The organism is Methylotuvimicrobium sp. KM1, from assembly GCF_044788715.1.
In the GTDB taxonomy this organism is placed as follows: domain Bacteria; phylum Pseudomonadota; class Gammaproteobacteria; order Methylococcales; family Methylomonadaceae; genus Methylotuvimicrobium.
This window is the reverse complement of sequence record NZ_CP173170.1, coordinates 284,401-308,847: the sequence shown is the minus strand read 5'-3', so window position 1 is coordinate 308,847 and position 24,447 is coordinate 284,401. Positions and strand designations below refer to the sequence as shown.

Here is a 24,447-nt window from a genome sequence, read left to right as displayed (position 1 = left end):
AGATACTTTATCTTGGATGGCGATGAGAGGAACTAATGATAAAAATCTTTTTACGAATTCTGTTACTGTGAAAGTACGCGAACCGAAGCGGGTGCGGTTGCTCGACCGGCAGGCGTCGGCGGCAGGGAAAGCCGCCGTCGAGCCTACATGGACGTATTCACCCAGCACCTAAATTCCATAGCTCATTGGCTATGGTTGACTATCTTAGGTAATTTAGGTGCTGGGTTCACGGCGTCCTGTCGGGCGAGTGACCGTACCCAGTCATCCCTCGCACTTTCATTTGCCGGGGCGATGGCAGCTTCTTCATGATCGTTACTGTGAAAGTTCGTAGATTCGGACTCTTTATCTAATTTTTTTATATTCAACACAATGCCGGTTCCGGAGAGGGTGCGGTTGCTCGATCGGCAGGCGTCGGCGGCAAGGACAGCCGCCGTCGAGCCTACATGGACGTATTCACCCAGCACCTAAATTCCATAGCTCATTGGCTATGGTTGACTATCTTAGGTAATTTAGGTGCTGGGTTCACGGCGTCCTGTCGACCGAGTGACCGCACCCTCCGCCACCAGAGAACTTTCATTTGCCGGGGCGATGGCCAAGCCTTCATGAACGTTACAAAGAAAACCAGTGGGTAATGAATGCTGTCGAAATTGTAACTATTCAGTCTATCGGAAATTGTCGTTCCCACAAGGGGCCGAATGCTCTGTGGGAACGATAGGCTCCGGCATCAACGAATACCTTCCCGTTTAAGTTGCGCGGTTAATACTTCTATTTTGACATCAAGATCGAATAGGTCATCTTCAAACAATTTTTGTTGCTGTTCCAGAAATGTTGCTTCAATCGTTTCGAGTACATTACGAAAATTCTGTGTCAATTGACCGGATTGGATATGACTGTGCGTTTTCGCATAGCCTTCGGTGACTTGCATCGCTCCATCGAGATAAACATTAAGAAATTTTCGAGCTTTGCGAATATCTCGCGGATCGGCTTCGATTTCGCTCAAAATACTATCGGCAACCCTACAGATACGCTCTATCCTACTGTTGAATTCTTGATTATGAATTCGATTGCCGGCCTGTTCGATTCGCCGAATCATGCTACGGGACTCAGCGACCGTCTGCTTGGCTTCATCGACCGATTTGTCTGTCGTGCCAGGCAAATTTTGCCGTGATTTTTTAACCAGTAAGCGGTCGTTCCGATCAATTTTAACAACCTCGATCCGATCGCCGTGACGTAGCGGTTCGAGCGTATCGGCAGAGAATCGTTGTTGATCGATCAGCACATAGCCATTGCTATCGAAATCGACCATTGCTTCCCCGATTTTGCCTTTCAAGCTTTTATTGCGCGAACCAAAAATAAAGCTGCCGGTGATAAGCAACGTAGCGAGCAGCATTGCGGCACTCACTGCAATACTCACCGATAATATCGTGTTGCTCTGATCGGCCGGGATGGGGCCGTCGAATAGATTCAAACTACCCAGCACGAAGGCGATCGCTCCGCCGATACCCAGTACGCCGAAGCCGGCAACGAAATATTCGGCGATCATCAACGCAATACCGAACAATAACAGCAATAGAAAACCAAGGTTAACGGGTAAGGCTTGCATGCCGACCAAGCCCAAAACCAGCGCGATCGTGCCGAGGATACCGGGAAGGGTTAGGCCCGGAGCGAGCATTTCGATAAAAATCGCGAGTAGCCCCACAGAAATTAGCATGTGCGCTATCTGCGGATGCGCGACTAAACTCAAAATATGATCGATAAACCGCGGGGTAATCTGGCGAATTTCTTTATCCGAGAGAGCCAGTATAAGCAATTGACCCTGAAATTGAATTTCTCGTCCGTCAACGCCTTTTATCAGATCAGAAAATCCCGACACCACCAGATCGACCACATTGGCTTCCAAGGCTTCGTCGGCGGATAGGCTTTCGGCTTCTGAAACGAAACGTTCGGCAATATCCGCATTGCGATTGTGATGCTTGGCGATACCCCGCATGAAAGCCCGGGTGTCGCTCATGATTTTCTTTGCCATGGTACCTTGTATCTCGCCGCCATCGCCCGCAACCGGTGATGCGGCACCGACATTCGTACCGGAATTCATCACCGCAAGGTGCGTAGACAGCAAAATAAATGCACCGGCCGATGTCGCACTGGCGCCGGCAGGGCCCACATAACCAATGACTGGCACCTTAGACTCCGAAATTGCACGAACCATGTCTCGCGTACTGCTCAGTAATCCTCCAGGGGTATTGATTCGTAAGATCAACGCAGCTGCGGAATGGACTTCTGCTGTTTCGATTGCATGCTCAAGCAGGGCGGACGTGCCCGGATTGATTACGGCATCTATGTTTACCAGGTATACGGGAGCCGCTGAATCATTCGGTGTTTTTCCGTGCGCCAAGCCGCCTATACCGAAAATCAGCGATAATAACAGGCAAGCGCCGACAAGCATTGGCAACGACTTGATTGAGAGGAGTATACGAAATAATAAGTTCATCTAAGAAGTCAAACCCGTCATCCGAAAAAAAAGAGCCGTTGAGTGCCTCAAACTACCGTTCGCCCTCACCCTTCTCCGGCTGCGCTCAGGAGAGCCCTGTCGAAGGGTGAGGGGTAGTTTGAGGCTTCACCAAGCCGGAGAAAGTGTTGTAGACCCTTCATGCTTCGACTTGGCTCAGCACGAACGGTCTACAACACATACCAACTGCTCTTTTTAGGATCATGCACTTGCCTTACGCTCAATATGTAAATCGAGCGCTTCCAACAACTGGTTCAAATTAGTCAAATCGGCCGGGAAGATCACCGAAGTCTCGGCATCGGCCAAATGCGCGATATTATCGATAAACTTTTCCGATAAATTGAGTTTGATGGCTTCCTCGCCGCCCGGCTGGACGACTGCATTACCGATTTTCTCGATGGATTCGGCCGTCGCGGTCGCCAAGGCCAAAATTTCGGACGCCCTACCTTCGGCCTCATTGACCAAGCGTTGGCGTTCACCTTCCGACAAATTGATCAGTTCGCGCATCGTACCCTCGGAAGTGTTAATCCGGCTTTGCTTGTCGCCTTCGGCTCTGGCCAGAATGGCGCGCTTTTCCCGCTCGGCGGTCACTTGTTTTTCCATCGCGCTCTGAACCGTGCTCGGCGGCTTGATATTCTTGATTTCGTAACGATGCACATGCACGCCCCAGGTTTCACCCGCGGCATTGAGCGTATCCACCACCGCTTGACTGATCATGTCGCGCTCTTCGAAAGTTTTGTCCAACTCCAACGTACCGATCACCGAACGGGTCGTGGTCTGCGCCAACTGCATCGCGGCAAATCGATAATCAGTCACGCCATAAGTCGCTTTAATAGGATCGGAAACCGACATATAAATGACGCCGTCGACTTCGACTTGTACCTCGTCCTTAGAAAAACATTCTTGCGGCGGGACATCAATGGTTTCTTCGCGCAAGTCCTGTATTGCGGTCACGACATCGATAAACGGGATCAGCACATGAAAACCGGGGCCCAATGTAGCCTTATACTTGCCTAAACGCTCGACGATCAACGCGGTGCGCGTGGAAACGATGCGTATGGAACGAAACAGCTGAGTAATAATGACAAGAAAAATGATGCCCCATACGGCAAAATTGAACAAATCGATTGGACTGACTTCGTTATTCATTTGTTTGCTCCCATTTTAGCGATGGGCAGGTTTTGATTAAGCGCCGACAGCAGACCTTTGATGTGAGCAAGATCGGTAGGCAACACCGACACATTGGCCCCTTTCATGACCTCGCCTGTTCGATCGATAAAATCCTCGACCAAACGCATTTTTACCGCCATATCGCCGCCCGGCTTCTTGATGGCCGCGGCGACTTTCTGCAAACCCTCGGCGGAGGCTTCGGCCAGTATGCCAATTTCACTCGCGCGCCCTAACGCCTCGTTGATGCGTTTTTGTTTCTGACCTTCGGAAAAATTAATCGCCTCCTGACGATGGCCTTCCGATATTAAAATTTTCGACTCTTTTTCCGCCATGGCCAAGGTAATTTCCGCGCGCTTTTCGCGTTCGGCCTCCATTTGCTTTTCCAAGGTATGCACCACTTGCGCGGAAGGCGATATATTTTTGATTTCGTAACGCATGACCTTGATTCCCCAAGGGTCCGAGGCTTTGTCGATTTCCCGCACGATCGCTTCATTCAATTTATCGCGCTCATAAAAAGTATCGCCAAGCGTCAGCTTACCGATTTCGGAACGCATCGTCGTTTGCGCCAAATTGACGCTGGCCATTTGATAATCGCCGATTCCGTAACTGGCCCGCTTGGCATCCATCACTTTCAAATAGACGATACCGTCGACCGCAACCTGTATATTGTCTCGGGTGATGCAGCTTTGTGCCGGAATATCGAACACTTGCTCGCGAATCTCATGGCGATAAGCCACTTTGTCCAAAAAGGGCACGACAACATGATAACCGGGGTCCAGAACGCATCGAAAATTGCCTAATCGCTCCAAGACACAAGATTGACGCATCGGAACGATAATCAACAGCTTCCAAAAAATGATACCGGCCAATATGACGAATATCGTAAGGGTAGTAAGCATAACGTACTCCTATTTTATTGAGTTATTATTCGAGTCGGTTTCGTGCGTAATTTTATTGTTTTCGATGGCATCAACCACCCACACCAGGTTTTCGCGAAAAATGATGCGCACCTCGGCCCCAACGTCCAAATTTTGGTCATTTCGATAGCTTCTTGCTTTCCAAGTGCTGCCTCGAAACGCAATGCGCCCCTCTCCGCCTGCGGGTATAGGTTCGCAAACTTTAGCAAGCGCATCGTAGGCGTCCAGGTCTTCATCGGTCTTGCCCTGATCGACTTGTGCGGGAACGAATTTTTGGGCGACCCCACGCAATCCGAAGACCAACGCTAGGGAGCCGATAAACCAAACGGTAAAAGCTTGTAACCAGCCTTCTATCAAACCGGCATAAAGCAAAGCGGAAACCAGCACGGCGCCGAGTCCTAGAAAAAATACTATGCCGCCGGGCAACAAAATTTCCAGCAGCATGAGAATAATGCCGCCGATAAGCCAGATATTTACAATTTCATAGCCGTGCATGGATAGCCCAAAATATGTCGTTTTGTATCGGTATCTACTCCGCGGCTTCTTACTTGAAAAAGAAGGACGCACATGGAATTGATTGTAGTTAAATTAATTAAAAATAGTAGCGTATAAGGATTTCGTGAAAAATTACTTCTTGGAGCTATGAGTTTTAGCGGGTTCAGTTACTAGCCGGACCAGTCTATAAGGCTGTTGCTTTCTGATAGCAGGGGATGGCGTGGCGAGGCGTGCCCCGCCGCCTCAATATGTTAGGAATATGCACAAATTTACTTCTACAAGTTTTAGGCATTGTGGAGGTTCGGCGACTCGCTTGACAGGACGCCGTGAATACATCCATGTAGGCTCGACGGCGGCTATCCCTGCCGCCGACGCCTGTCAATCGAGCCACCGAACCCCTTTCAGCATTCGTCGAAGTTATTTTCATGCTCGTTCCTTAATCCCCAAATTTGAACTGCGAAAGCTATATGGCACACTTAATCGAAAACAACGAACTTGCAAAAAATTTCGAGATACTTTACTTCAGCACGCGTACAATGAAGTCGCTTATATAACACAAGGGTAAAACTATGAGAATTATAAAATTTGCAGCTTTATTAGGTTTAATGGTTATTACAGGCCATGCTTGGGCTGAAGCCGCCTTCGAATCGATTCAAGACGTTCAAGGCAAGTGGAAACTGGAATATACTAAAAAATCAATAGATGCCAAAGAAAAGCTAAAACGTGAAGACACTTGGGCTTTTAATAACGGAAAAGTCACTATTACGAATATCCCTCGAGAGGGCTCATATTATGACCAATTGCCGGTAAAATACGTAATAGAGGACGGCAAACTGAAAATTGCCTTGTTGGGTCGCTCCGATCGCTTCGATATTTTTTCGCTACTCGAAAAAGATGAAAAAAGCATGACGCTCAAAGGTAAATATGGCGACATTTATTATTTCCAGAAAAAATAGCTATTTACTATTTAACTGAGCAGTATCGTTATATCGGATAACAATCCAACGTTTTTCTCCCTTTTCAGCGCCGCTCTATAGGGGCCTCTTTTAACGCTCCTTGCGATAGAAAATGCGGCGCTACCCTATTCCGGTTTTTTAAGAAATACATGAGAACCGTAAAATTCATTCCTGTTCTCGTAAAACCGGAAACACCCTCTCAACTATCGAGCGCTCTTGCCGATACCCTATTTGCCATTAATTAAAACGAGGGTCATGTCATGGTAGATTCCGTTTCGAGCATAGCCAACCTAGCCACCCGAATGTCCGTGCAGCAAACCGCACTTGATGCCAATGTCGCGGTACTCAATAAAATTAAAGATCAACAAGAAGCGGAAGGCGAAGCCGTAGTAAAATTGATCGAGTCGACGTCCGCAGCCGAGGGTGGCATTGATGTTTATGTTTAAAGAAAGCCGTCAATAGCTATACTTTGCGCGGTTAGATTTTTGTTTTTATGGCAATGCTATTTTGCTCAACACCTGGCAAGGGAAATAAAGGGTAGACGGCGTCGGGAACTGGCTAAAATTCATTTAAATTAATCATACAGGGTTTGACGGCGGCTCCCTGCCACCGACTCCTGCAGGTCGAGCAACCGCACCCTATTCGGAACCGGCATTTTTACAGTAGATTTTTGCATATCGAAAAATTAGATAAGGAATTCGAACTTTCACAGTAACGCTCTTGAAGGTCTTGCCATCACCCCGGCAAATGAAAGTCAGCTGCGCCTTGTCGTTAGTAACAAGATGGGTTGCCGCGTGACTTTCACAGTAAAATTTCGGAGTTCGTAATTTGTGGAATTTAACAAAAGAAAAAATGCGAAGTTATTCACAGTTTCTGTGGATAAATTTGTGGACCTCTTGTTTGATTAACACTTTATACCGCATCACTATTGATATTGATTCAAATTGTATAAAAAATGCACAAAGTTCATACATATAAATATATCAATATCTTACATCTATCTTCTCCCTTAAAGATTGAGTAACTAAACTAAGTTTCTGAGCAAGGACTTATCTTTTTCGAAGGCGAATTCTGTCTGTGGAAAAAAGTGTGAAAACGGTTACGTTTCATAAAAATTACCTTGTTAAAATCAAGATGTATGCTTAGTCGAAAAATTAAAATAATCGACGGCTTTTCCGGTACAGTGATGATCGGAAACAACTCGGCTAGGCTCTATTAAGATTCTTATCCGTAGCGTCTCCTTATGTTTGCCTCATATCAATTCAGTCGTAAGCCGCAGAAATTTAATTTTAAGCTGCCGACGATCCGTCGATTATCGGCAGCACCTTGTAATAGCAAGTCTAAGTTTCGGGCTGTTCCCGGAGCGGGCTTCTTTTCAGTTATTTCAATTTCATGCAGTTTGCATAATAAGTGACGGTCGCGGGCCAATCGGTAAAAATTCCGATAATCCCAACTTGTTTGGCTAAAACGTCCAGCATCACCATCGTGTCGCCATCCTTGCCGACACCATCGGCAACGGATTGATAGTAAAAGCCGCCTCCGTTTTTCAGCAAGCCTGATCGTTCCAGAGTCCAAGTAATGATGTCAAGGCCCGCTTCTTTGATTTTTATTGCATAATCAGAAGGTACGATTTGATTTTTAGCATTCAAAGTGACCAACGCCCAAAGCGGCGGTGCTACAATGTTGACGCCCTCGTGGACCAAAAGCGGCAACCGGGAGATCGCACCCGATAAATCGGCCTCAGAATTCAGGTTTTCCAGAAAAACCGCCTTTCTACCGAATTTCGACTCATTGTCGATCCAGTACAGCACATCGTCTAGATTAAAAGACTGAGCATAGACATCCTTTGCTTTAACTCCCGCGGCTTTGTATTCGTCTATCATTTTTTGCGCGTAGTCTTGCTGTGAGAATCCGTTGAAGGGCATTTCCACACTCGGAGATTTCAATTCCGGTGTCATTTTGACGCCCAGCGCTTTGAACAGCTCGATACTTTCGGCGTGGCTCAACACCGTTCCATTGGCGGAATACAGGTCGGTGCGCCAATTAGGAGTCGAATTCAGATATTCGTTAAGCGTTTTTGCATCCGGGTTTTCGGCATCCATCTTTCCTTTGAGAGTTTTGAATTCAGCGAGCGTAATGTCGCTGGTGCAGCACTTAACGTTAGCGAACGGTTTGTCGCTGGTGTAGTCGGGTGGGACTGAACAATTGCCGGCGAGTTCGGTCGCAAGAATGTTGGTTGTCGTATGCAGATCGCATTGCGAATGGCGGCAGACCAATTCCTTGTCCTTAGTAAAGGTTACGTCGCATTCTAAAATACCGGCTCCCATTCTGGCAGCCGCTTCATAGGATTCTTTGGTATGCTCGGGAAATTGCAGTGCCGCGCCCCCGGTGACCGATCGAGAAATCAGTTTTATAAAACGGACCTTCTGAACATTGTTGCAAAGCGGTTTTCAGTTTTCCATCGTCCATGTCCTCGATTAAGAAATAAGGGCGCGGTCCAAGTTGGACGTTGAATTTTTTGTTTTTTCCATGTTTTATGGGCAGGGTATTGATCTTATGATGCTTAGCAGCACTCGCCCCCCTAGCGTTGAATGATTGATTTTTGTCTTTCGAATCGGCTAATACCGATGAGGATAACGATAAGGACAGTAGGGCGGTCACCGCTATTGTGTTTAAAATGATGCGCATTGAGTCTCTCCTCTTAGTCATTTGGGATGCCTATTAATTCCGGCAAAACGACTCTATACGCATTGGGTTTCAAAATAATGTCCTTTCCATGACCATTTTGTTAAATCAGTATTTGTAAGGGCCAGTTGAATTCGGGTAACGCTTTATACCCCTTTTTCATCGTTTCTTTATTAATTGCGCAACCCAATCCTGTATTTGCGTCGCCACCCAGTCGCCGTCATCGAGGGTCAAATCATGGCCGGCCCAGGAATGGGCACGCAGTTCAATACGCCATTTTTTATGAATAGCCTCAGAACATGCGGGCGATACTAGACGATCACCCTGCCCGTTCAATAACAAAATCGGACGCTGAGGATTGCTGTTGCTCGGCTTATAAGTCGCTGCCGCGACAATTTGTCGTAAAGCATTTTTAGTGGAAATCGGTCGCGCTTTTTGTATCCGCGCCCATTCATCGATGATCGCTTCATAACGATTTTTTCGATTACTAACCAAACGAACAATGCGGGATTCTCGCCGAAAAATATCGCGCGTCATCGCCAATTCAGCAAAATCGCGATAACTTTGCCGACGCAAGCGCATATAAAAGGGACTTAGATCGGCAAAGCTGGTATTCATCAAAACCTCACCGGCAATGTCGTCAGGATGACGAATCAACCATTCCCAGGCAACCATCGCTCCGAGCGAAAGTCCTAGAATTGAGACAGGCGTTTCCAGCAAACCTTTCGCAAGCGCGTCATGTCGCACACTTTCCGCTATCGCTCGTATCGAGCATGGACTGACTTTTCGATGATAACAACCCGTGCCCGGCAAATCGATCAAGCTGATCCGGGATGCCGGAAATGCATCTTGCAATAGCGGCACGAAATCGCCCCAATGCGAGGACTCCCTAGCCAAGCCCCTAAGCAGAATCCAATGTTTTCCGAGCGCTTCATTCATACCAAAGCCTCAAAGCTTTGTTTATATTTAGCTGTCTTTGTTGTTGATCGAGCTTTGTCCACTGCTCCGAATACAATAGGCTCCGTTGAAGAAAGTCGAACAACATGAAGTGCCGCCGTAAAATTCTTTGCTGTCGATGCGGTAAGATCGGATGAAATAAGCCGTGTTTTAGAAAGAGATGCATCGGGTTTTTGCGCAACCAAATCCATGACCCCATCTCCAACGTAAACGGAAGAAACAACCGATCGGAACCAAACTGTTCAACGAACTCATCGAATAAATAGTCCCACAAATCGCCATTAATCACGTATTCCTTGCAAGTCGGCTCAATTGTGTAAATATGATGAGGATAGCAACGATCGTAGCGTTCCTTCAAAGACAAAGTTTCTGCAATAAAAGTAAAAGGTGTTTTTTTTGACGCATAGGGAAACCACAAGCGATCCCGAACACCGAACCCCGAGTGCAAATCCAGCGCAATCGATAAGTGCGAGTTAAAAAGGTGGCGCTCGACGACGCTACACAAAGCTTGCGCTTCCAGCTCCATTGCCACTTTATTACCTCGATACCAAGGCAGTCGGGCCGAGATTCGATGCCCGCTATATAATCGGCGTTTGCCAGAGCCCTCGGCGGGTGAGTTGCGCATTAAATCGACGCCGTTGCCATTGCTTCGAGTACCGAGATAAACTCCGACCGGATTCACGATAGGCACGAATACCAATCGCATTCGCTCAAGACGATTTAAAAATTCTCTGTCCCAATCCAACAACTGTGCGACGGTTTGCAAGTAAGATAAAATCACTTCGGAACCGATCTTCTCGAGTCCATGCACACCGCCAAAAAAACCAAGCACCGGTGCATCCAATTCTGTCGTTCCAACACTGATGCAATAGATAGGAAACTCAATATCGTAATATTGAATTTGCGTAACTACGTCGACCTGTGCCCTTGCGCCTAGCTGATCAATAATGCGTTCTAATTGGTCGAGTTCAGGGAATTTAACTCCGGTCATGGCAGCCAACGGTATAGTTCTTTATTCAGCATCCCAACACACTAGCATGATAAAAAGACAATTGAGTTAAAACCCATTACTCCCTCTATACTCAATAATTAACTAACTTTATCGGCTAAGATTCAGCAGCGCTTGGCCGCCCGGTTTTAACTTTTTCGATTTGTTCCAAAGCCTGTTTAAGACTTTCAATGTCCAATTTCGTTAGTAAATGTAGTCCGGCGCGAAGAATTTCACTTTTTTTGACATGAACACCGGCCGATAGGCAGGTTTTCTTCAAAGCCGAAATTTTCTGATAATCCTCTTCAGGAAACGAAAAACTGTCACGGATCACCTTGGCCTTGGCGGCTTTTTTCTTTTTAAGCGGCTTTTGAGCTTCGCTTTCAGCTTTTTTAACGTTAATTTCCGGCTCGACTATTTTAGTCGTAGACTGTTTTTTAGGCGCTTTTTTGGCGGCGACCTTTTTATCCGGAAGTGCGGTTTCGGTTTCAATTGATTCTATTGTCGAATTTTTTGATTTTGGCTTGGTTGTATTCATGATGCCTCCTTAAGACAGGTTCATTAACAGTATAAACCGTTTATACTGTTTTTCATGTTTTATTTTTACCCATCTAAAAAGCCCCATCCTTATACATAGCAACGTGCATTTCATGACCATTGATTCATGATTTTGTCATATGAGCCTTATAGCATTTCGGACGCCTTACATGCATTCTCGAGGAAAGTATCATGAACATTAAAACCGTTGCAGTTTCGGCAATAACAGCTGTTGAACGAAATTTCGCCGATTCTCTAATGGTTTTTCGGCTCGATTTCAGAGCACATCGTCCATTCATCCTATTCGGCATAACCACCGATCCCTTGAATCAAAACCGCTTAATGCTAGTCCTGGCGTTAATGCGTCTATATAAGTTTTCCAAATAATGCATACGGGCAAGTTTTCGACCGATAAATCCTAATTGCTGTTCTCTCTAATCGATTCATTCTTCATTTGGAGGATTTTAATGTTCCGAATCAAACCTCAATCCCAACTTTTGCTAGTTTTAGTTGGCCTATTATCCGCGCATGGCGCATGGGCCAATAACAACTCGCAACCTAAATTGACCCTTAATAACGCATCAGCTTATGAGAACCAAGGCGTCATTTCATTTTCCATTCAACTTAACCGCCCGACGAGCAAAAGCATAAAGATAAATGCCGTGCCGTTACCCGGCACCGCAAAACCCGCCCGTGACTTTCGCCCTGGCGCTCAAAGAGTCACGATTCCTGCTGGAGCTAAATCGGCGACTATCAACATACCGATTTTCGACAATGATGTAGCCGAGCCTGATAAATCGTTCAAGTTAAGAATCGCCTCTGCTCCGGGCGCGAAAGTCGTTAAAGGCATTGCAAAGGGAACGCTGCTTGACAACGACGGACCGCTAACCATTAATATTTTACACATCAACGATCATCATTCGCACTTACAGCCTGATGCAGGACGTTTGAATCTGGGGACATCTGGCGGCGCATTCGATATATCGTTCGGCGGCTTCCCCCGAGTGACGGCAAAAATCAAAGCGCTCGAAAATCAACTCGACAATATCGTGAAAGTTCATGCCGGCGATGCCATCACCGGTACGTTATATTACACATTGTTCAAAGGTCAGGCTGATGCCGATTTAATAAACACGGCTTGTTTCGATATTTTCGCACTCGGCAATCATGAGTTTGATGACGGCGATGCCGCTTTGGCGCAATTTCTCGATTGGTTGAATTCGGACCCCAACTGCGATACGGCTACGGTTGCGGCAAATGTTGTTCCGGCCCTCGGTACACCATTGGCGGCGAATGCTCGAAACGACTATATCGAACCCTACGTGATCAAGGAGTTCGATGGTCAGCAAGTTGGCTTTATCGGTATCGATATCGCCCAAAAAACCCAAGTTTCCTCGCAACCCTTCGAGTCGACGGTCTTTCTTGATGAAGTCGAAACAGCTCAATACTATGTCGATGAACTGAAAGCTAAAGGCATCGAGAATATCGTGCTGGTAACTCACTACGGTTATCAAAACGATATTAATCTGGCTAATCAGATTTCGGGTGTCGATGCGATTATCGGCGGAGATTCGCATGCTTTACTCGGAGACCTTAGTGCTTTTGGCCTGGCTTCGTCCGGTCCTTATCCGACTTCGACCCTGAACAAAGACGGAGAACCGGTTTGTATCGCTCAGGCTTGGCAATATTCGTGGGTTGTCGGCGAATTAAACGTCACTTTTGAGGACGGTAAATTGGCCAGCTGCGGCGGCGTGCCATATCTACTGCTAGGAGATACCTTCACGCGAGGGTCGGGTGTAAACAGGACCGTGATTGCAGAACCTGAAGCAACCGAAATTCGCTCGATCATCGATGCGGCTCCACAACTAAACATCGTAGATCCGGACCCACAAGCGCAAGCGATTCTGGATAGTTATGCCGGACAGGTTACCGAGTTTAGCAAGGATGTCATCGGCGCGGCCGGCGAATGGCTCTGCGCGCGTCGTATGCCGAATCGTCCTCGCAGCGGCAGCCCGGAGTGCGGACAAGGAGTACCGGCGGATGCGGTGGCTGATTCCGGCGCGCAACTTTCCATCAATGGCGGCTTCATTCAGCAAATCGTTACCGATGCCTTCCGCGCCAGAGCCTTCAGAGCCGATATTGCTTTGCAAAATGCCGGCGGGGTTCGCATTCAATTAGCACCGGGCAATATTACGATCGGCGATGCTTATCCCGTGCTGCCGTTCTCGAACACGCTGGTCGAACTCGACCTGACCGGACAAGAAGTTGTCGACAGCTTGGAAGAGGGGTTGGGTAATATCTTGGATAATAATGGCTCCGACGGCGCTTACCCCTATGGTTCGGCGATTCGCTGGGATGTCGACTTGACTCAGCCGAGAGGCCAGCGCTTCAGCAATATCGAAATCAAAAAAGACGGCGTCTGGCTGCCAATCGATCTGAATGCGACTTATGTCGTCGTCACGAACAGCTTCCTGGCGGGTGGCGGCGATGGATACGCAACTTTCAGAAAAGCCAGTGATGAAGGCCGGGTAACCGATACCTTCATTAATTACGCGCAAGGCTTGATCGACTACTTACAACAAACGCTAAGCGGTGAGCCGGTTAAAGTTCCGGCGCCTTCCGAATTTTCAACGCAGTCGGTTATCGCACCATAAGCAAACAAACCACTCTCTCCTCACTGTAGGAATCCTATGTACAGGGATGTACATTTTTTCTCGTGTTCATAACCCGCTTCTTCAGAACCGTGCAATCCCCGCACATCTTTCGAAAACCTTCGGGAAGCTTCTAAGGCTCGTATCTATTGCGTATTACTTTTCATCAAAATGCCTTCGAACCGTCATCATTTTATAACGATTCGAGAGCAAGCTTTGCTTGATTCTGCATCGATAGATTTTAATCTCACCAACCTACGAATAGCCGCTGCAGGCTAATCTAACGAAGCCGAACGATGATAAAAAGCGCTATGTGCGCATAACCACTTTTTCGGGGAGTTCTTGCATGCCGTTCTTTAAAACGTTTACGCCGTTCAAGACGGCCATCGCCGCTTTGGCGTCCGCCGCTCCGGTGTTTGCCGCACAGGCTGTTACGCCTGTTTTCATCAACGAAATTCATTACGACAATGTCGGCACCGATGTCGGCGAAGCGATTGAAATCGCAGGACCAGCCGGGACCAATCTGACCGGCTGGCGCATCGCGCGTTACAACGGTAACAATCCGAGCAACGGGGTTGTTTATACTTCCCCAGCCGCGAACGAAACATTGACCGGGACGATACCCGATTCGGGGAACGGTTTCGGATATGTGTTAATCAACTATCCTGTCAACGGCCTGCAAAACGGCACCAATGACGGATTCGCATTGGTGGACGCTAACGATACCGTCATCCAATTTCTCAGCTACGAGGGCGTTCTCTTGGCCGGTAACGGACCGGCGGCGGGCATGACCAGCATCGATATCGGCGTTGCGCAAGGCAGCTCGACACTAGTGGGAACTTCGTTGCAACTGACCGGCAGCGGCACGTTTTACGGAGACTTTGTCTGGAACGATGCCGCGCAGGAAACGTTCGGTGCCGTCAATAACGGTCAAATATTCGGCACGGTTGAACCGCCTCCGCCGCCGGTTTCGCAATGCGGCCGACCGGCTACGCTAATCAGTTCGATTCAAGGTTCGGGTGATGCTAGTCCACTGACCGGCACCGTGCAACATGTCGAAGCGGTTGTAACCGGTTCGTTTCAAGGTACCGGTGGATTAAACGGCTTTTTCGTACAAGAGGAAGATCATGATGACGATATCAGAACATCGGAAGGATTGTTCGTTGCCTCCACTGTTCCGGTCAATACCGGCGATACCGTTCATCTGGTCGGCTCCGTTTCGGAACAATTTAATATGACTCGCCTGGTCAATCTCGCATCGGTCGACGTTTGTGCAACCGGTTCGCCGTTGCCCGCTTTGACCGAATTGACCTTACCGTTTGATCCTGAAACCAACGATCCGGAATGGCGTGAAGGTATGCTCGTTAATTTGCCGCAAACATTGACCGTCACCGAAAACTTTAATTTAGGCCGTTTCGGCGAAGCCGTCGTCTCGTCAGGCGGTCGCCTAATGATTCCGACCCAAGTAGCCAAGCCCGGCGAAGCGGCGAGCAGTTACGCCGAACAAAACGGATTGAACCGGTTAATCATCGACGACGGTAGCAACCGGCAAAACCCCGATCCGCTGATACATCCGGGACCCGACGGCTTGAGTGCCGATAATACGCTGCGTAGCGGCGATACCGTAACCGATGCGATGGGTGTATTGGCCTACGATTTCGGCGCATTCCGTCTGCAGCCGATCGAGTTGCCCGTCTTCGAAAAAAGCAATCCAAGATCTGAAACTCCACCTGAAATGTCCGGATTCGGCTCGCTGAAAGTCGCCAGCTTCAACGTGCTCAATTATTTTAACGGCGACGGCTTCGGTGGCGGTTTCCCCACCTCACGCGGTGCCAGTTCGATGCTTGAGTTCAATCGTCAAACGGACAAAATCGTCGCGGCAATCGAAGGGCTCAATTCCGACATCATCGGTCTGATGGAATTAGAAAACGATGGTTTCGGCCCGGAAAGTGCGATATCCGACTTGGTCGATGCATTAAACCAAAAGGCCGGCGCTGGCACCTATGCGTATGTCGATCCGGGCGTCAACCGTATTGGCAACGATGCAATCGCGAACGGCATCCTTTATAAACCGGCCAAGACAACGCCCGTCAACGCAGCGGCGATCTTGGATTCATCGATCGATCCGCGCTTCAACGACGGTAAAAACCGACCGGTTTTGGCGCAGTCCTTTTTGGATAAAGCATCCAATAAAGTCGTGACGGTTTCGGTTAATCATCTCAAATCGAAAGGTTCTGATTGCAACGATATCGCTGACCCGGACATCGGAGACGGTCAAGGCAATTGCAATTTAACCCGTACAGAGGCTGCTGAAGCGCTGGCCGACTGGTTGAAAACCGACCCGACCGGTAGCGGCTCAGCGAATCAACTCATCATCGGTGATTTGAACGCTTATGCAAAAGAGGATCCGATCGCTACGCTCGACAGCGCCGGGTTTACCGATTTGTTGGCTCACTTTATCGGTCGAGGCAAAGCCTACAGTTATGTTTTCAGGGGCGAATCCGGTTATCTCGATCATGCGCTGGCGAACTCCGCCTTACTCGAACAAGTGAAAGATACGCAGATTTGGCATATCAACGCCGATGAGCCGCGCGCGTTGGATTACAACGTCGAATTCAAATCGGCAGACCAGATCGAACGATTCTATAACCCGGATGTGTTCCGTTCGTCCGATCATGACCCGATTGTTCTGGAGATCTTAGTGCCGGGCGATTTAGACAATAATGGTTCGGTCGATCATAGAGACTTTGTCGCTTTCCGGCGTGTCATGGGTCAATGCGAGGGTAGGCCACGCTTCAACCGCGAAGCCGATTACGACAACGATGGCTGCGTAACACAGGCGGATTATCGCCTTTGGTATAAAAACTTTCGCTCTTACATAAGAAAAATAAACCCGCTTCAGTAATAGGAAATAAATCCGACTGACTGTATAGAGCGATCGAGTTTGACTGCAGCAAGCGCGCCAAGATTTTTCGCGAAAGCTGAAATGGGATCCGTCCGATTTCAGCAGCGAAAAATTGCTTGGCGATTATTGCCTTCGGCGGCTCCGTAGCACTCCCACAAATGGCTTTACGCCGTGTCGCGATGCCTTGTATTTTGCCTCCACCTGCGCTACTCGCGCAGACTCCGGCAAAACACCCGGCGCTACGGCTATCGGGGACTAAAAATCATCACTTCGCTGACGCTCCGTTTCCATGATTTTCAGCGTCAGCCCGATCAAATCAACCATAACCATTGAGGATAAAATGAAAAAAATGATTCAATCATTAATCGGTGCGGGCCTCCTGGTTCAGGTGGCCAGCGCATCGGCCCTTGAAATTAAGGCCTCTTTCGAGCCCGCGATCGACGATCCGGCGCTCGATTTGGGGGTGTACACCCATCCGGCGGGGGGCAACACACTTTCATTATTCGGCGGCGCCGGCAGCGGCAGTTATCGTGGACCGGGCGATGCACCCAACATCATTTGGACGGTTGGCGACCGGGGCCCAAATTTTACTTGCGGCGCTGCACCATCGGTTTTAGGATTGACTGCCGAAGTCGCGTGTCCAGCCGATCCGGAGCGGGGAGTCGCTGCCGGCGTCGGGCGTATCTACCCACGTCCGGATTACGCCCCCAGTATCTATCAACTGCGCATGGAAAAAAGCGGTTTGTTGAAAGTACTTAAAGTCATTCCATTACTCAATATTGACGGCACGCCGATCAGCGGTTTGCTGAACCCGCAAATCACCGGCACGACCGAAATACCGCGCGACGGCGCCGGTAACGTGCTCGATCAAGATGCAAGCGCGATCGATGCCGAAGGCGTGGTTCGCTTGCCTCATTTCGGCGGTCGGTTTTTCATCGGCGAAGAAAACGCCACTGGACTTGTTGAAGTCGCCTCGGACGGACGCATTCTGAAACGTTTCGTGCCGGCCGGTACCGAGAACGAGTACACACATCCGGTTGAAGGCTTACCTGCCGGCTACCCAATCGAAGGCTCGTTGCCGGAGTTGTTGGCCAAACGCCGCATCAATCGAGGCATCGAATCGATGGCGGTTTCGCCGGATTTCAGGTTTCTATATTTCATCGTGCAAAGTCCTCTCGACAACCCGAATACAACTGTGCGTGATACGCCGAACATTCGTCTCTACAAAGCTCGCCTGAAGGCACATCCTAAAGGTTCGAAGATCGAGGTCGTCGGCGAGTGGGTCTATCAGCTTGATCCGGTCAGTATCTTGCAAAATGTCGGTGTGACCGATGCCAATCGGGTACGCGATCTGCGTATCAGTGAAATGATGTGGCTCGATAAAGAGCGTCTTTTGGTGATCGAACGTACCGACCAAGCGACCGCGTTGTACGAGATCGATCTGAAAGGCGCGACCAATATCGCGGGTTCCGAATGGGACGATCCTCTGACCATTCCAACGCTTGAACAATATCCGGATTTGTCGTCGATAGGCATTAAACCGGTCCGGAAAAAACTCCGCTTCATTGCTTCTTCGCTTGACGGCGCCGAACCGCAATTCGCCGAGAAGCTGGAAGGACTGGGATTGACCAACCAAAAAGAATTGATTCTGATCAATGACGACGATTTCGGCATCACCGGCCAGCAAATCCGCGTCGATATCGTTAAAGGCTCCGGTTTCGGGCGATAAACCGACCCAGACATGGAGCTGAAAAATAACTATCAATGAGGCTATGAATCATAGTCACGCAGGTCGGGTTACGGCTGCCGCCTAACCCGACCTACTCGGCTGAAGTTTCTGGGCTACTTGATATTGTTATAAATAAAAGGAAAACCCTATCTTTAATTTTTTGTTTAATTTTTGGAGTATTACAATGACTATTTGTTTACAAAAATCAGTTTTGTCCGCAGTCGGCGGATTAGCATTATTTTTTAATACAGGCGTGGCTTTGAGCGCATCGGCCGCGTCGGCATACTTAGATTGGAGTACCTTTAAAATTACCGCGATCGATCTGGGCCCAGGTATACCAGATTATCGCTTGTCGGAAAAATACACAGAGGTAGATGTAGAGGTTGATGCCCTCCATAATTGGCAATATGATTTTGAAAATGATTGGTCAAGCCCTATCAGTGTCTCGCTAGGAGGGTCGAATGCACAGGCAGACGAATCACAAATGCTGGCTTCCACTCAAACTTCATATGGCTATGGCTTGGCTTCTGTTGATCGACACGCGACTATTGAAATTAACGGTTCCGGATTATTATTATTCACAGCAGACTATGACATCAGCGCGGTCATAGACGGTCAATCGGGCGATTACGCCTTTGCGGGGGTAAACTTCTGGGCCGATATCTTTTCTCAAAATGGTCTGGAAACCATGACCACAAGTTCTTTCTTAGAGTTAGAGTCGTTTGGTTTTGCTGATCAGGAAAGCAAAAGCAAAACGCTTGGATTAGCTTTTCTGGTGAACGATGGCGACACCATTCTTTTCTCCGCTAATTCTTTTGCTAATGTGACAGCGGTGCCCGTACCGGCCGCAGTTTGGTTGTTAGGTTCGGCGTTGATCGGCTTGATCAGCGTTGGTCGTCGTCGTGTAATAGGTGCTTGATTATTTTCACGATCGAAGTCATATAGGTTGGGTTATGGCTGCCGCCTAACCCAACCTACTCGGCTATCCGAAGACAAGGCGTTCCGGTTTTTTGTCTTGTTTAATAATCGAGTCATCTTTTTAGCTACGAATGATGAATAGCTTTAATATGGCCGGTGAAAAATGTTTGATACAAAATCGGAAAGGCACAGCCTTTTATGTTCAAGAACAAAAACACCTAAATCATATGCAAGGCCTAACCTCGATTAAATTGTATCTGACCCCGTGACCCCGATTATGTTGACTTCGTTGTCATCGAACAAAGTATGTCGTTCCGTCATTTGGTGATACTCGATTGCTTCAGAGTCATAAGAAATTAAAACACAAAATGGAGATGAAATTGAAATTATCTATTAGGATATTTTGGATATTTGCTTTATTGATAACGACTAATTCTCAAGCAGCCTTAGTTTTTCTAAGCGCTTCTGCCGACATGTCAAGCGGACTTCCTTTAACAACAAGCTTATTACCCATTGGAACAAGTGTGACATCAAATGTTAGCTTTGATATAGGCTCAGGCACAATAGAGGCATCTAATTTTACTAATGTAACAGGAACATTTAGTTGGGTAGATAGTACTTTTGGCGCACAAGTATTTAATGCCAATAATGCCTCTATAAGTACTACTCACTCTGCAGGTTGGTTTCTTTTAGACTTTACAGGCAGTGGTCCAACAATTAATGGTATTACAGCTGATATCTTCAGCATTCAATTTAATATCGGCACCAACCCATTCACATCACCAGGCTCCACAACTGAGCTTTATGATTTAGTTATAAATAGTTCAATTGATCGAATGCGAGTGGGCGCAAGTCAAGGCAGCTGGACTCATTTTGGTGATTTACAATCTAATGTCAGTGGTTCTGTAAGTGCTGTACCAATTCCAAGCGCATTAATCCTGCTAGTCTCAGGACTACTAGGTCTTTTTACTATTAAAATTAGAAAACATTAATAAATTAATCGGAGTCAGATACAAATTAATTCACAATTAAGAATATCAAAAGCGTACCAATTCAATTACATCTGACCCCGATTATCTTTTCCTGTGCAGTAACTTGTTAAATTGTTATCGCTCATTTTCAAGTCCATGCCATACCCTGAGAATAATGATCTTTTTTGTATGCAGTGAATAACGAACAATGTATTTTCCAAAAACCATATCACGTATGTCATCAGGTACTGGTGCGATTTGAACCGGAGTGCCCATCTTTGGAAAGTCTGGCAACAGCTCAATTTTGGCAGTCAACTCTCCCGCTATTCTATTGGCTGCCGTTGGGTTATGAACTGCGATAAACTCCCGCAAACGCTTTAAATCTTCAATAGCCTCTGAGGTATAAACTAACCTCACTAATCCGGCCTCGGCGCATCATGCTCTTTTTCAGTGCCCCAACTACTTAACCAGCTGTGTATCTCACTCGCATCAACCACTTTTCCTTGGGCAGCTGATTCCATAGCATCCAAGGTTTGTTGCCAGCGATCTTGCTCTATATGCTGCTTATCAATGTATTCCGATAAGGCTTGGTTGATCACCCATTCTTTGCTCCGATGAAGCCTGCTCGCAATGGCTTCCAATTGATGCTCAATATCAGCCTGTAATCGAACTGTAGTAACGCTCATGATACCCCCTCAAAAAACAACGTAATACATTGTAGTAAGCAAGAGCTTGAAAAGCAATTTAACCTAGAGGTCACCGACTCTACGCGGCTTAAACCATACCATATTAGTGTAACTTACAACGCTAGAAAGAATAATTACGTTCGCTGATAACGGGTTAGATTGGAGACAATGGGTAGAGTAGAGAACAGAATTTGGGGAACAATGGGGCACCCATTAGCCTGTCGTAGTTACAAATGCTAAGCGCTTAAATTACATGATCAAACTCTTAGACAAACCGACAAGATAAGCAACGTCACGTAAAACCGTGGTCGTAAATCAGTGTCAAACCGTCTGCCGCCATGGATGGCGGCTGCGAGTTTACAGGGGGTATTTACGGCTATTTTGTGGGGATACCGCAGGGTCAAATTGATTTATTAACTTTAACCCTCGCCCTTTTTCGTTGTTTTGAAAAGCCTTCGATTTGAATGACATTGATGACACTATCGTATTCAAGCAAATGATTCAATCCAATTCACGCTCTCTGACGATAACGAATAATGCGCTCGAGTAAAAGCGCAGCATGATAGGCGGCATCGGTCGTTTCCTCCAGCACACCCAGAATTTCGGTCCAATTGCTCTCGTCGATCAAAGACATTACGAGAAGACTGCGCTGTTTCTTCCGCCAGTCGTGATAAATGGCATCGGCGCTGGACTCATGGTTTTTGAGCTCCTTGGAACAAGCTCTAACGTTAGCCAAATCATTGTTGGGATAGCCGCCGATTTCGATTCTGAGTCGCTCGATCATCGAGAGTATTACCTTGAGTATGTCTTGCGCGGCGTCTTCGATTTGTTTGGGGTGACAAATATCGATCAGGCGTGCGGTATTGTTGAGGCCATCGACTATGTCATCGAGGCGTTTGATCAATTCCTCGGTGATGCGAATGTACTCCGAATAGGTCAAATGTTCGAGCGCGCGAAACGCTTCCTCGGTCAATTTGTCTCCCTTTTCCTCTAGAATTTTGGCTTGTTCGATGTGGAGATCGCGTTCGTCCAAATTCGAAAACAGCTGGCCCAATACCTTCGCACAGTCGAGGGAATTGTCGAGATGTTCTTTAAATATCGTCTCCAGCGAACGGGAGTTTAGATGATGCTCGAGATTATTGTTGGTCATGACGAAAATTTTAAAGTTGGAAAATTCGGATCGGTGTTGCGATTCCGGCGGTCTTATATTGGCTCGATAATATGACAAATCGATGAATGTTTTCGATTTAACTTGGATGGGACGGCGATGAGCAAACATTTATCCTAAAAAGAGCAGTTGGCAAGTGTTGTAGACCGTTCGCGCTGAGCCAAGTCGAAGTATGAAGGGTCTACAACACTTACACCGGCTTGGTGAAGCCTCAAACTAACGTTCACCCTTCGACACGGCTCTCCTGAGCATAGCCGAATGGCTTAGGCCGAACGTTAGTTTGAGTCTCTCAACTGCTCTTTTTAGGTTTATCGCTTCATCATCCTGTCACAATATCTTTTTACGATCACGTATCGGGGTTCATTTCAGCGGTGTGATCATGTATCTAATCAAATATCTGAAACTAGCGGACGTTTTCACGGTAGCGAATCTGTCCTGCGGCATTGTTTCGATCATCATGTCAATCGAAGAAAATTTCGTGCTCAGTACGACTTTATTATTCATCGCGGTGATTTTCGACATATTGGACGGTAAAGTTGCCGGCTTGATGCATCAGAAGAATTCGTTCGGCAAACAAATCGATTCAATGTCCGATTTAATATCTTTCGGCGTCGCGCCGATGTTTCTCTTTTACGCCTTGCAAACACCGACGCCCTGGGTATCGATTTTATTGTTGTTTTTCATCACCTGCGGCATGTTCAGATTGGCCCGATACAACGTTTCGGAAGCGCAAGGTTTCGAAGGCGTACCGATTACGGTCAATGGCGTACTGTTTCCGGTTTTTTTTTGATCTACTGCAATTTTCCGGAAAGCCTGAATGCATGGCCGTTCATTATTGTCATACAAGGCTTGCTGATGATTTCGACACTAAAAGTATCGCGAATCTTTTGAGGCTCGCCTATGAAAAACGTTAAGCTATGGCTGGCCATTATAAGCTTGATCATCGTGATGTCTTTTTACATGGCCGGTATCGTGACGATCGATAATGTCAAGGCCAATGAAGCCAACCTGCGCGATTTCATCGAAGAACATTATGGCTTGTCGGTTCTGTTGTTTTTTGTCGCCTGCACGCTTTTCATCAACTCGCCGATTCCGCTGGCCGCCCCGCTGAAAGTGTTGGGCGGCTACTTTTTCGGATTCTATTGGGGGACCTTTTACAACATCGGCGCTACTCTATTGGCCTGCCTGGTCGGTTTCGGTGTTAGCCGTTACACATTCAAGGATCTATTCGAAAAACGTTATTACGATAGATTAAAGACGATCGAGAACGAAATCGAGACGAACGGATTCTATTATTTCTTATCGTTACGGTTAGTCATGGTCGTGCCCTATTTTCTGATCAATATTTTAGCCGGCCTGTCCCGAATTTCCTTCAGGAAATATGCAACGAGCACGCTAGCCGGCATTACGCCGGCTTCGTTCATTTATGCAAATGGCGGCAACATGCTCGAACAGATCACTTCACTACAGGAAATATTCCGATTCGACATCATCCTGTCATTGGCCGTAGTGGTATTGATCTCGCTGTACCCAGTCATCATTAAGAAATACAGTTACAAAAACTCTTAAAAATCAAGCACGAGTAAGATGAATGCAATGAAGCCCATCGTCCTTGGTGTGATGACATTAGCGAGGTGATCCTAACGATCATGAAGGTATGGTCATCGCCCCGGTAAATGAAAGTGCGGGCGTGGCGGACCATGCATCTCCCGGAAACAAAAGCTTTGCGTCGAGCTCGATGCGTTTACCGTCTTAGATGAACGGACTTCTCAATAGATAATCAGAATTGGAGACGCCCCTTTTCAAACGTTCAAACTCCCGCTTTGCCAAAATTTAGATACTCGGTTCGATGTAAGAAACCTTTGGAGCCTTGGCCAATTCAAGCGGATTCATCAAAGGTTCTACGAGTCGCTAATAACGAACGTGGCACCCCGATGCCCAAATTAGGTAGCAAAAATTTACCTGATTAGCAAGGTGCTTCCGCTTGCCGAAGCCAAGTGTCCGCGCAGGGGCCAGTCGTATTCGCCAAAACTACTACCCAAGCTCCAGCTCTCATCGTTATACATAAGTCTTGAATTACCCATTTGCAATCTTAACCAATGAGGCCTCGATACCATTGATTGTCGCTTAACACACTAGGCTTCGAAATCGCGATCTGGGGATCGCTCCCACAAGAGCATCCGCCCTTTGTGGGAGCGACGCCTT

Annotated in this window: 22 protein-coding genes; 10 read left to right on the top strand and 12 right to left on the bottom strand. The window is 47.4% G+C overall.

Annotated features, from left to right (window positions below):
• Positions 1-724: 724 nt before the first annotated feature.
• From ACINK7_RS01380 to ACINK7_RS01365, 4 genes are all read right to left on the bottom strand, one after another.
• A complete protein-coding gene (locus ACINK7_RS01380; protein WP_404359344.1) occupies positions 725-2,491 on the bottom strand; it encodes a 5-bromo-4-chloroindolyl phosphate hydrolysis family protein in 1,767 nt (588 codons plus the stop codon).
• Positions 2,492-2,710: 219 nt separating this feature from the next.
• Positions 2,711-3,658 carry an SPFH domain-containing protein gene (locus ACINK7_RS01375; protein ID WP_404359342.1) on the bottom strand — a complete coding sequence of 316 codons (948 nt, stop codon included), beginning with the start codon at positions 3,656-3,658 and terminating at the stop codon, positions 2,711-2,713.
• The gene (locus ACINK7_RS01370) at positions 3,655-4,578 is read right to left on the bottom strand and encodes an SPFH domain-containing protein (RefSeq protein WP_404359340.1); all 924 of its coding nucleotides are present in this window, start codon (positions 4,576-4,578) and stop codon (positions 3,655-3,657) included. The genes ACINK7_RS01375 and ACINK7_RS01370 overlap by 4 nt, the downstream gene beginning before the upstream one ends.
• Positions 4,579-4,587: 9 nt before the next feature.
• Entirely contained in the window at positions 4,588-5,091 is a 504-nt protein-coding gene (locus ACINK7_RS01365) for an NfeD family protein (RefSeq protein ID WP_404359338.1), read from the bottom strand.
• Between the two features lie 569 nt (positions 5,092-5,660).
• Between ACINK7_RS01365 and ACINK7_RS01360 the strand changes: the two genes are divergently transcribed.
• Together ACINK7_RS01360 and ACINK7_RS01355 are read left to right on the top strand one after the other, a co-directional pair.
• Positions 5,661-6,047 (top strand): hypothetical protein, encoded by a 387-nt coding sequence (locus tag ACINK7_RS01360; protein ID WP_404359336.1) that lies wholly within the window; start codon positions 5,661-5,663, stop codon positions 6,045-6,047.
• A gap of 260 nt (positions 6,048-6,307) precedes the next feature.
• Positions 6,308-6,493 (top strand): YjfB family protein, encoded by a 186-nt coding sequence (locus tag ACINK7_RS01355; RefSeq protein ID WP_404359334.1) that lies wholly within the window; start codon positions 6,308-6,310, stop codon positions 6,491-6,493.
• A gap of 933 nt (positions 6,494-7,426) precedes the next feature.
• On the opposite strand, the gene ACINK7_RS01350 is transcribed toward ACINK7_RS01355, so the two are convergent.
• The 5 genes from ACINK7_RS01350 to ACINK7_RS01330 all read right to left on the bottom strand — a co-directional run bounded on the left by ACINK7_RS01350 (position 7,427) and on the right by ACINK7_RS01330 (position 11,215).
• Positions 7,427-8,374, bottom strand: a complete 948-nt coding sequence (locus ACINK7_RS01350) for a glycerophosphodiester phosphodiesterase family protein (RefSeq protein ID WP_404359332.1) — start codon at positions 8,372-8,374, stop codon at positions 7,427-7,429.
• A gap of 13 nt (positions 8,375-8,387) precedes the next feature.
• A complete protein-coding gene (locus ACINK7_RS01345) occupies positions 8,388-8,735 on the bottom strand; it encodes a hypothetical protein (RefSeq protein WP_404359331.1) in 348 nt (115 codons plus the stop codon).
• A gap of 156 nt (positions 8,736-8,891) precedes the next feature.
• Positions 8,892-9,671: an alpha/beta fold hydrolase gene (locus ACINK7_RS01340; protein WP_404359329.1), complete on the bottom strand. Its 780-nt coding sequence runs from the start codon at positions 9,669-9,671 to the stop codon at positions 8,892-8,894.
• Positions 9,664-10,680, bottom strand: coding sequence for a M14 family zinc carboxypeptidase (locus tag ACINK7_RS01335; RefSeq protein WP_404359327.1), 1,017 nt, complete (start codon positions 10,678-10,680; stop codon positions 9,664-9,666). The genes ACINK7_RS01340 and ACINK7_RS01335 overlap by 8 nt, the downstream gene beginning before the upstream one ends.
• Positions 10,681-10,795: 115 nt before the next feature.
• Positions 10,796-11,215, bottom strand: a complete 420-nt coding sequence (locus tag ACINK7_RS01330; protein WP_404359326.1) for a hypothetical protein — start codon at positions 11,213-11,215, stop codon at positions 10,796-10,798.
• A 191-nt stretch (positions 11,216-11,406) separates the two neighbouring features.
• Here ACINK7_RS01330 and ACINK7_RS01325 point away from each other — a divergent pair, with 191 nt between their 5' ends.
• The 6 genes from ACINK7_RS01325 (at position 11,407) to ACINK7_RS01300 (ending at position 20,409) form a co-directional block, all read left to right on the top strand.
• Positions 11,407-11,601 (top strand): hypothetical protein, encoded by a 195-nt coding sequence (locus ACINK7_RS01325; protein WP_404359324.1) that lies wholly within the window; start codon positions 11,407-11,409, stop codon positions 11,599-11,601.
• Positions 11,602-11,681: 80 nt separating this feature from the next.
• Positions 11,682-13,868, top strand: coding sequence for a 5'-nucleotidase C-terminal domain-containing protein (locus ACINK7_RS01320; RefSeq protein ID WP_404359322.1), 2,187 nt, complete (start codon positions 11,682-11,684; stop codon positions 13,866-13,868).
• A gap of 343 nt (positions 13,869-14,211) precedes the next feature.
• A complete protein-coding gene (locus tag ACINK7_RS01315; protein ID WP_404359320.1) occupies positions 14,212-16,770 on the top strand; it encodes an ExeM/NucH family extracellular endonuclease in 2,559 nt (852 codons plus the stop codon).
• Between the two features lie 340 nt (positions 16,771-17,110).
• A complete protein-coding gene (locus tag ACINK7_RS01310) occupies positions 17,111-18,499 on the top strand; it encodes an esterase-like activity of phytase family protein (RefSeq protein WP_404359318.1) in 1,389 nt (462 codons plus the stop codon).
• Positions 18,500-18,683: 184 nt separating this feature from the next.
• Entirely contained in the window at positions 18,684-19,418 is a 735-nt protein-coding gene (locus tag ACINK7_RS01305) for a VPLPA-CTERM sorting domain-containing protein (RefSeq protein ID WP_404359317.1), read from the top strand.
• A 373-nt stretch (positions 19,419-19,791) separates the two neighbouring features.
• Positions 19,792-20,409 (top strand): hypothetical protein, encoded by a 618-nt coding sequence (locus ACINK7_RS01300; RefSeq protein ID WP_404359315.1) that lies wholly within the window; start codon positions 19,792-19,794, stop codon positions 20,407-20,409.
• Between the two features lie 114 nt (positions 20,410-20,523).
• Here the strand turns inward: ACINK7_RS01300 and ACINK7_RS01295 are convergent, their stop codons facing one another.
• The 3 genes from ACINK7_RS01295 to ACINK7_RS01285 form a co-directional block, all read right to left on the bottom strand.
• Positions 20,524-20,805 carry a type II toxin-antitoxin system RelE/ParE family toxin gene (locus ACINK7_RS01295; RefSeq protein ID WP_404359313.1) on the bottom strand — a complete coding sequence of 94 codons (282 nt, stop codon included), beginning with the start codon at positions 20,803-20,805 and terminating at the stop codon, positions 20,524-20,526.
• Positions 20,805-21,074 carry a CopG family ribbon-helix-helix protein gene (locus ACINK7_RS01290; RefSeq protein ID WP_404359312.1) on the bottom strand — a complete coding sequence of 90 codons (270 nt, stop codon included), beginning with the start codon at positions 21,072-21,074 and terminating at the stop codon, positions 20,805-20,807. The genes ACINK7_RS01295 and ACINK7_RS01290 overlap by 1 nt, the downstream gene beginning before the upstream one ends.
• A gap of 511 nt (positions 21,075-21,585) precedes the next feature.
• Positions 21,586-22,224 (bottom strand): DUF47 domain-containing protein, encoded by a 639-nt coding sequence (locus ACINK7_RS01285; RefSeq protein WP_404359310.1) that lies wholly within the window; start codon positions 22,222-22,224, stop codon positions 21,586-21,588.
• 397 nt (positions 22,225-22,621) lie between these two features.
• Here ACINK7_RS01285 and pssA point away from each other — a divergent pair, with 397 nt between their 5' ends.
• Together pssA and ACINK7_RS01275 are read left to right on the top strand one after the other, a co-directional pair.
• Complete coding sequence (gene pssA, locus ACINK7_RS01280; RefSeq protein WP_404359308.1) at positions 22,622-23,032, top strand: CDP-diacylglycerol--serine O-phosphatidyltransferase; 411 nt, start codon at positions 22,622-22,624, stop codon at positions 23,030-23,032.
• A 110-nt stretch (positions 23,033-23,142) separates the two neighbouring features.
• Entirely contained in the window at positions 23,143-23,811 is a 669-nt protein-coding gene (locus tag ACINK7_RS01275) for a TVP38/TMEM64 family protein (protein WP_404359307.1), read from the top strand.
• Positions 23,812-24,447 lie beyond the last annotated feature (636 nt).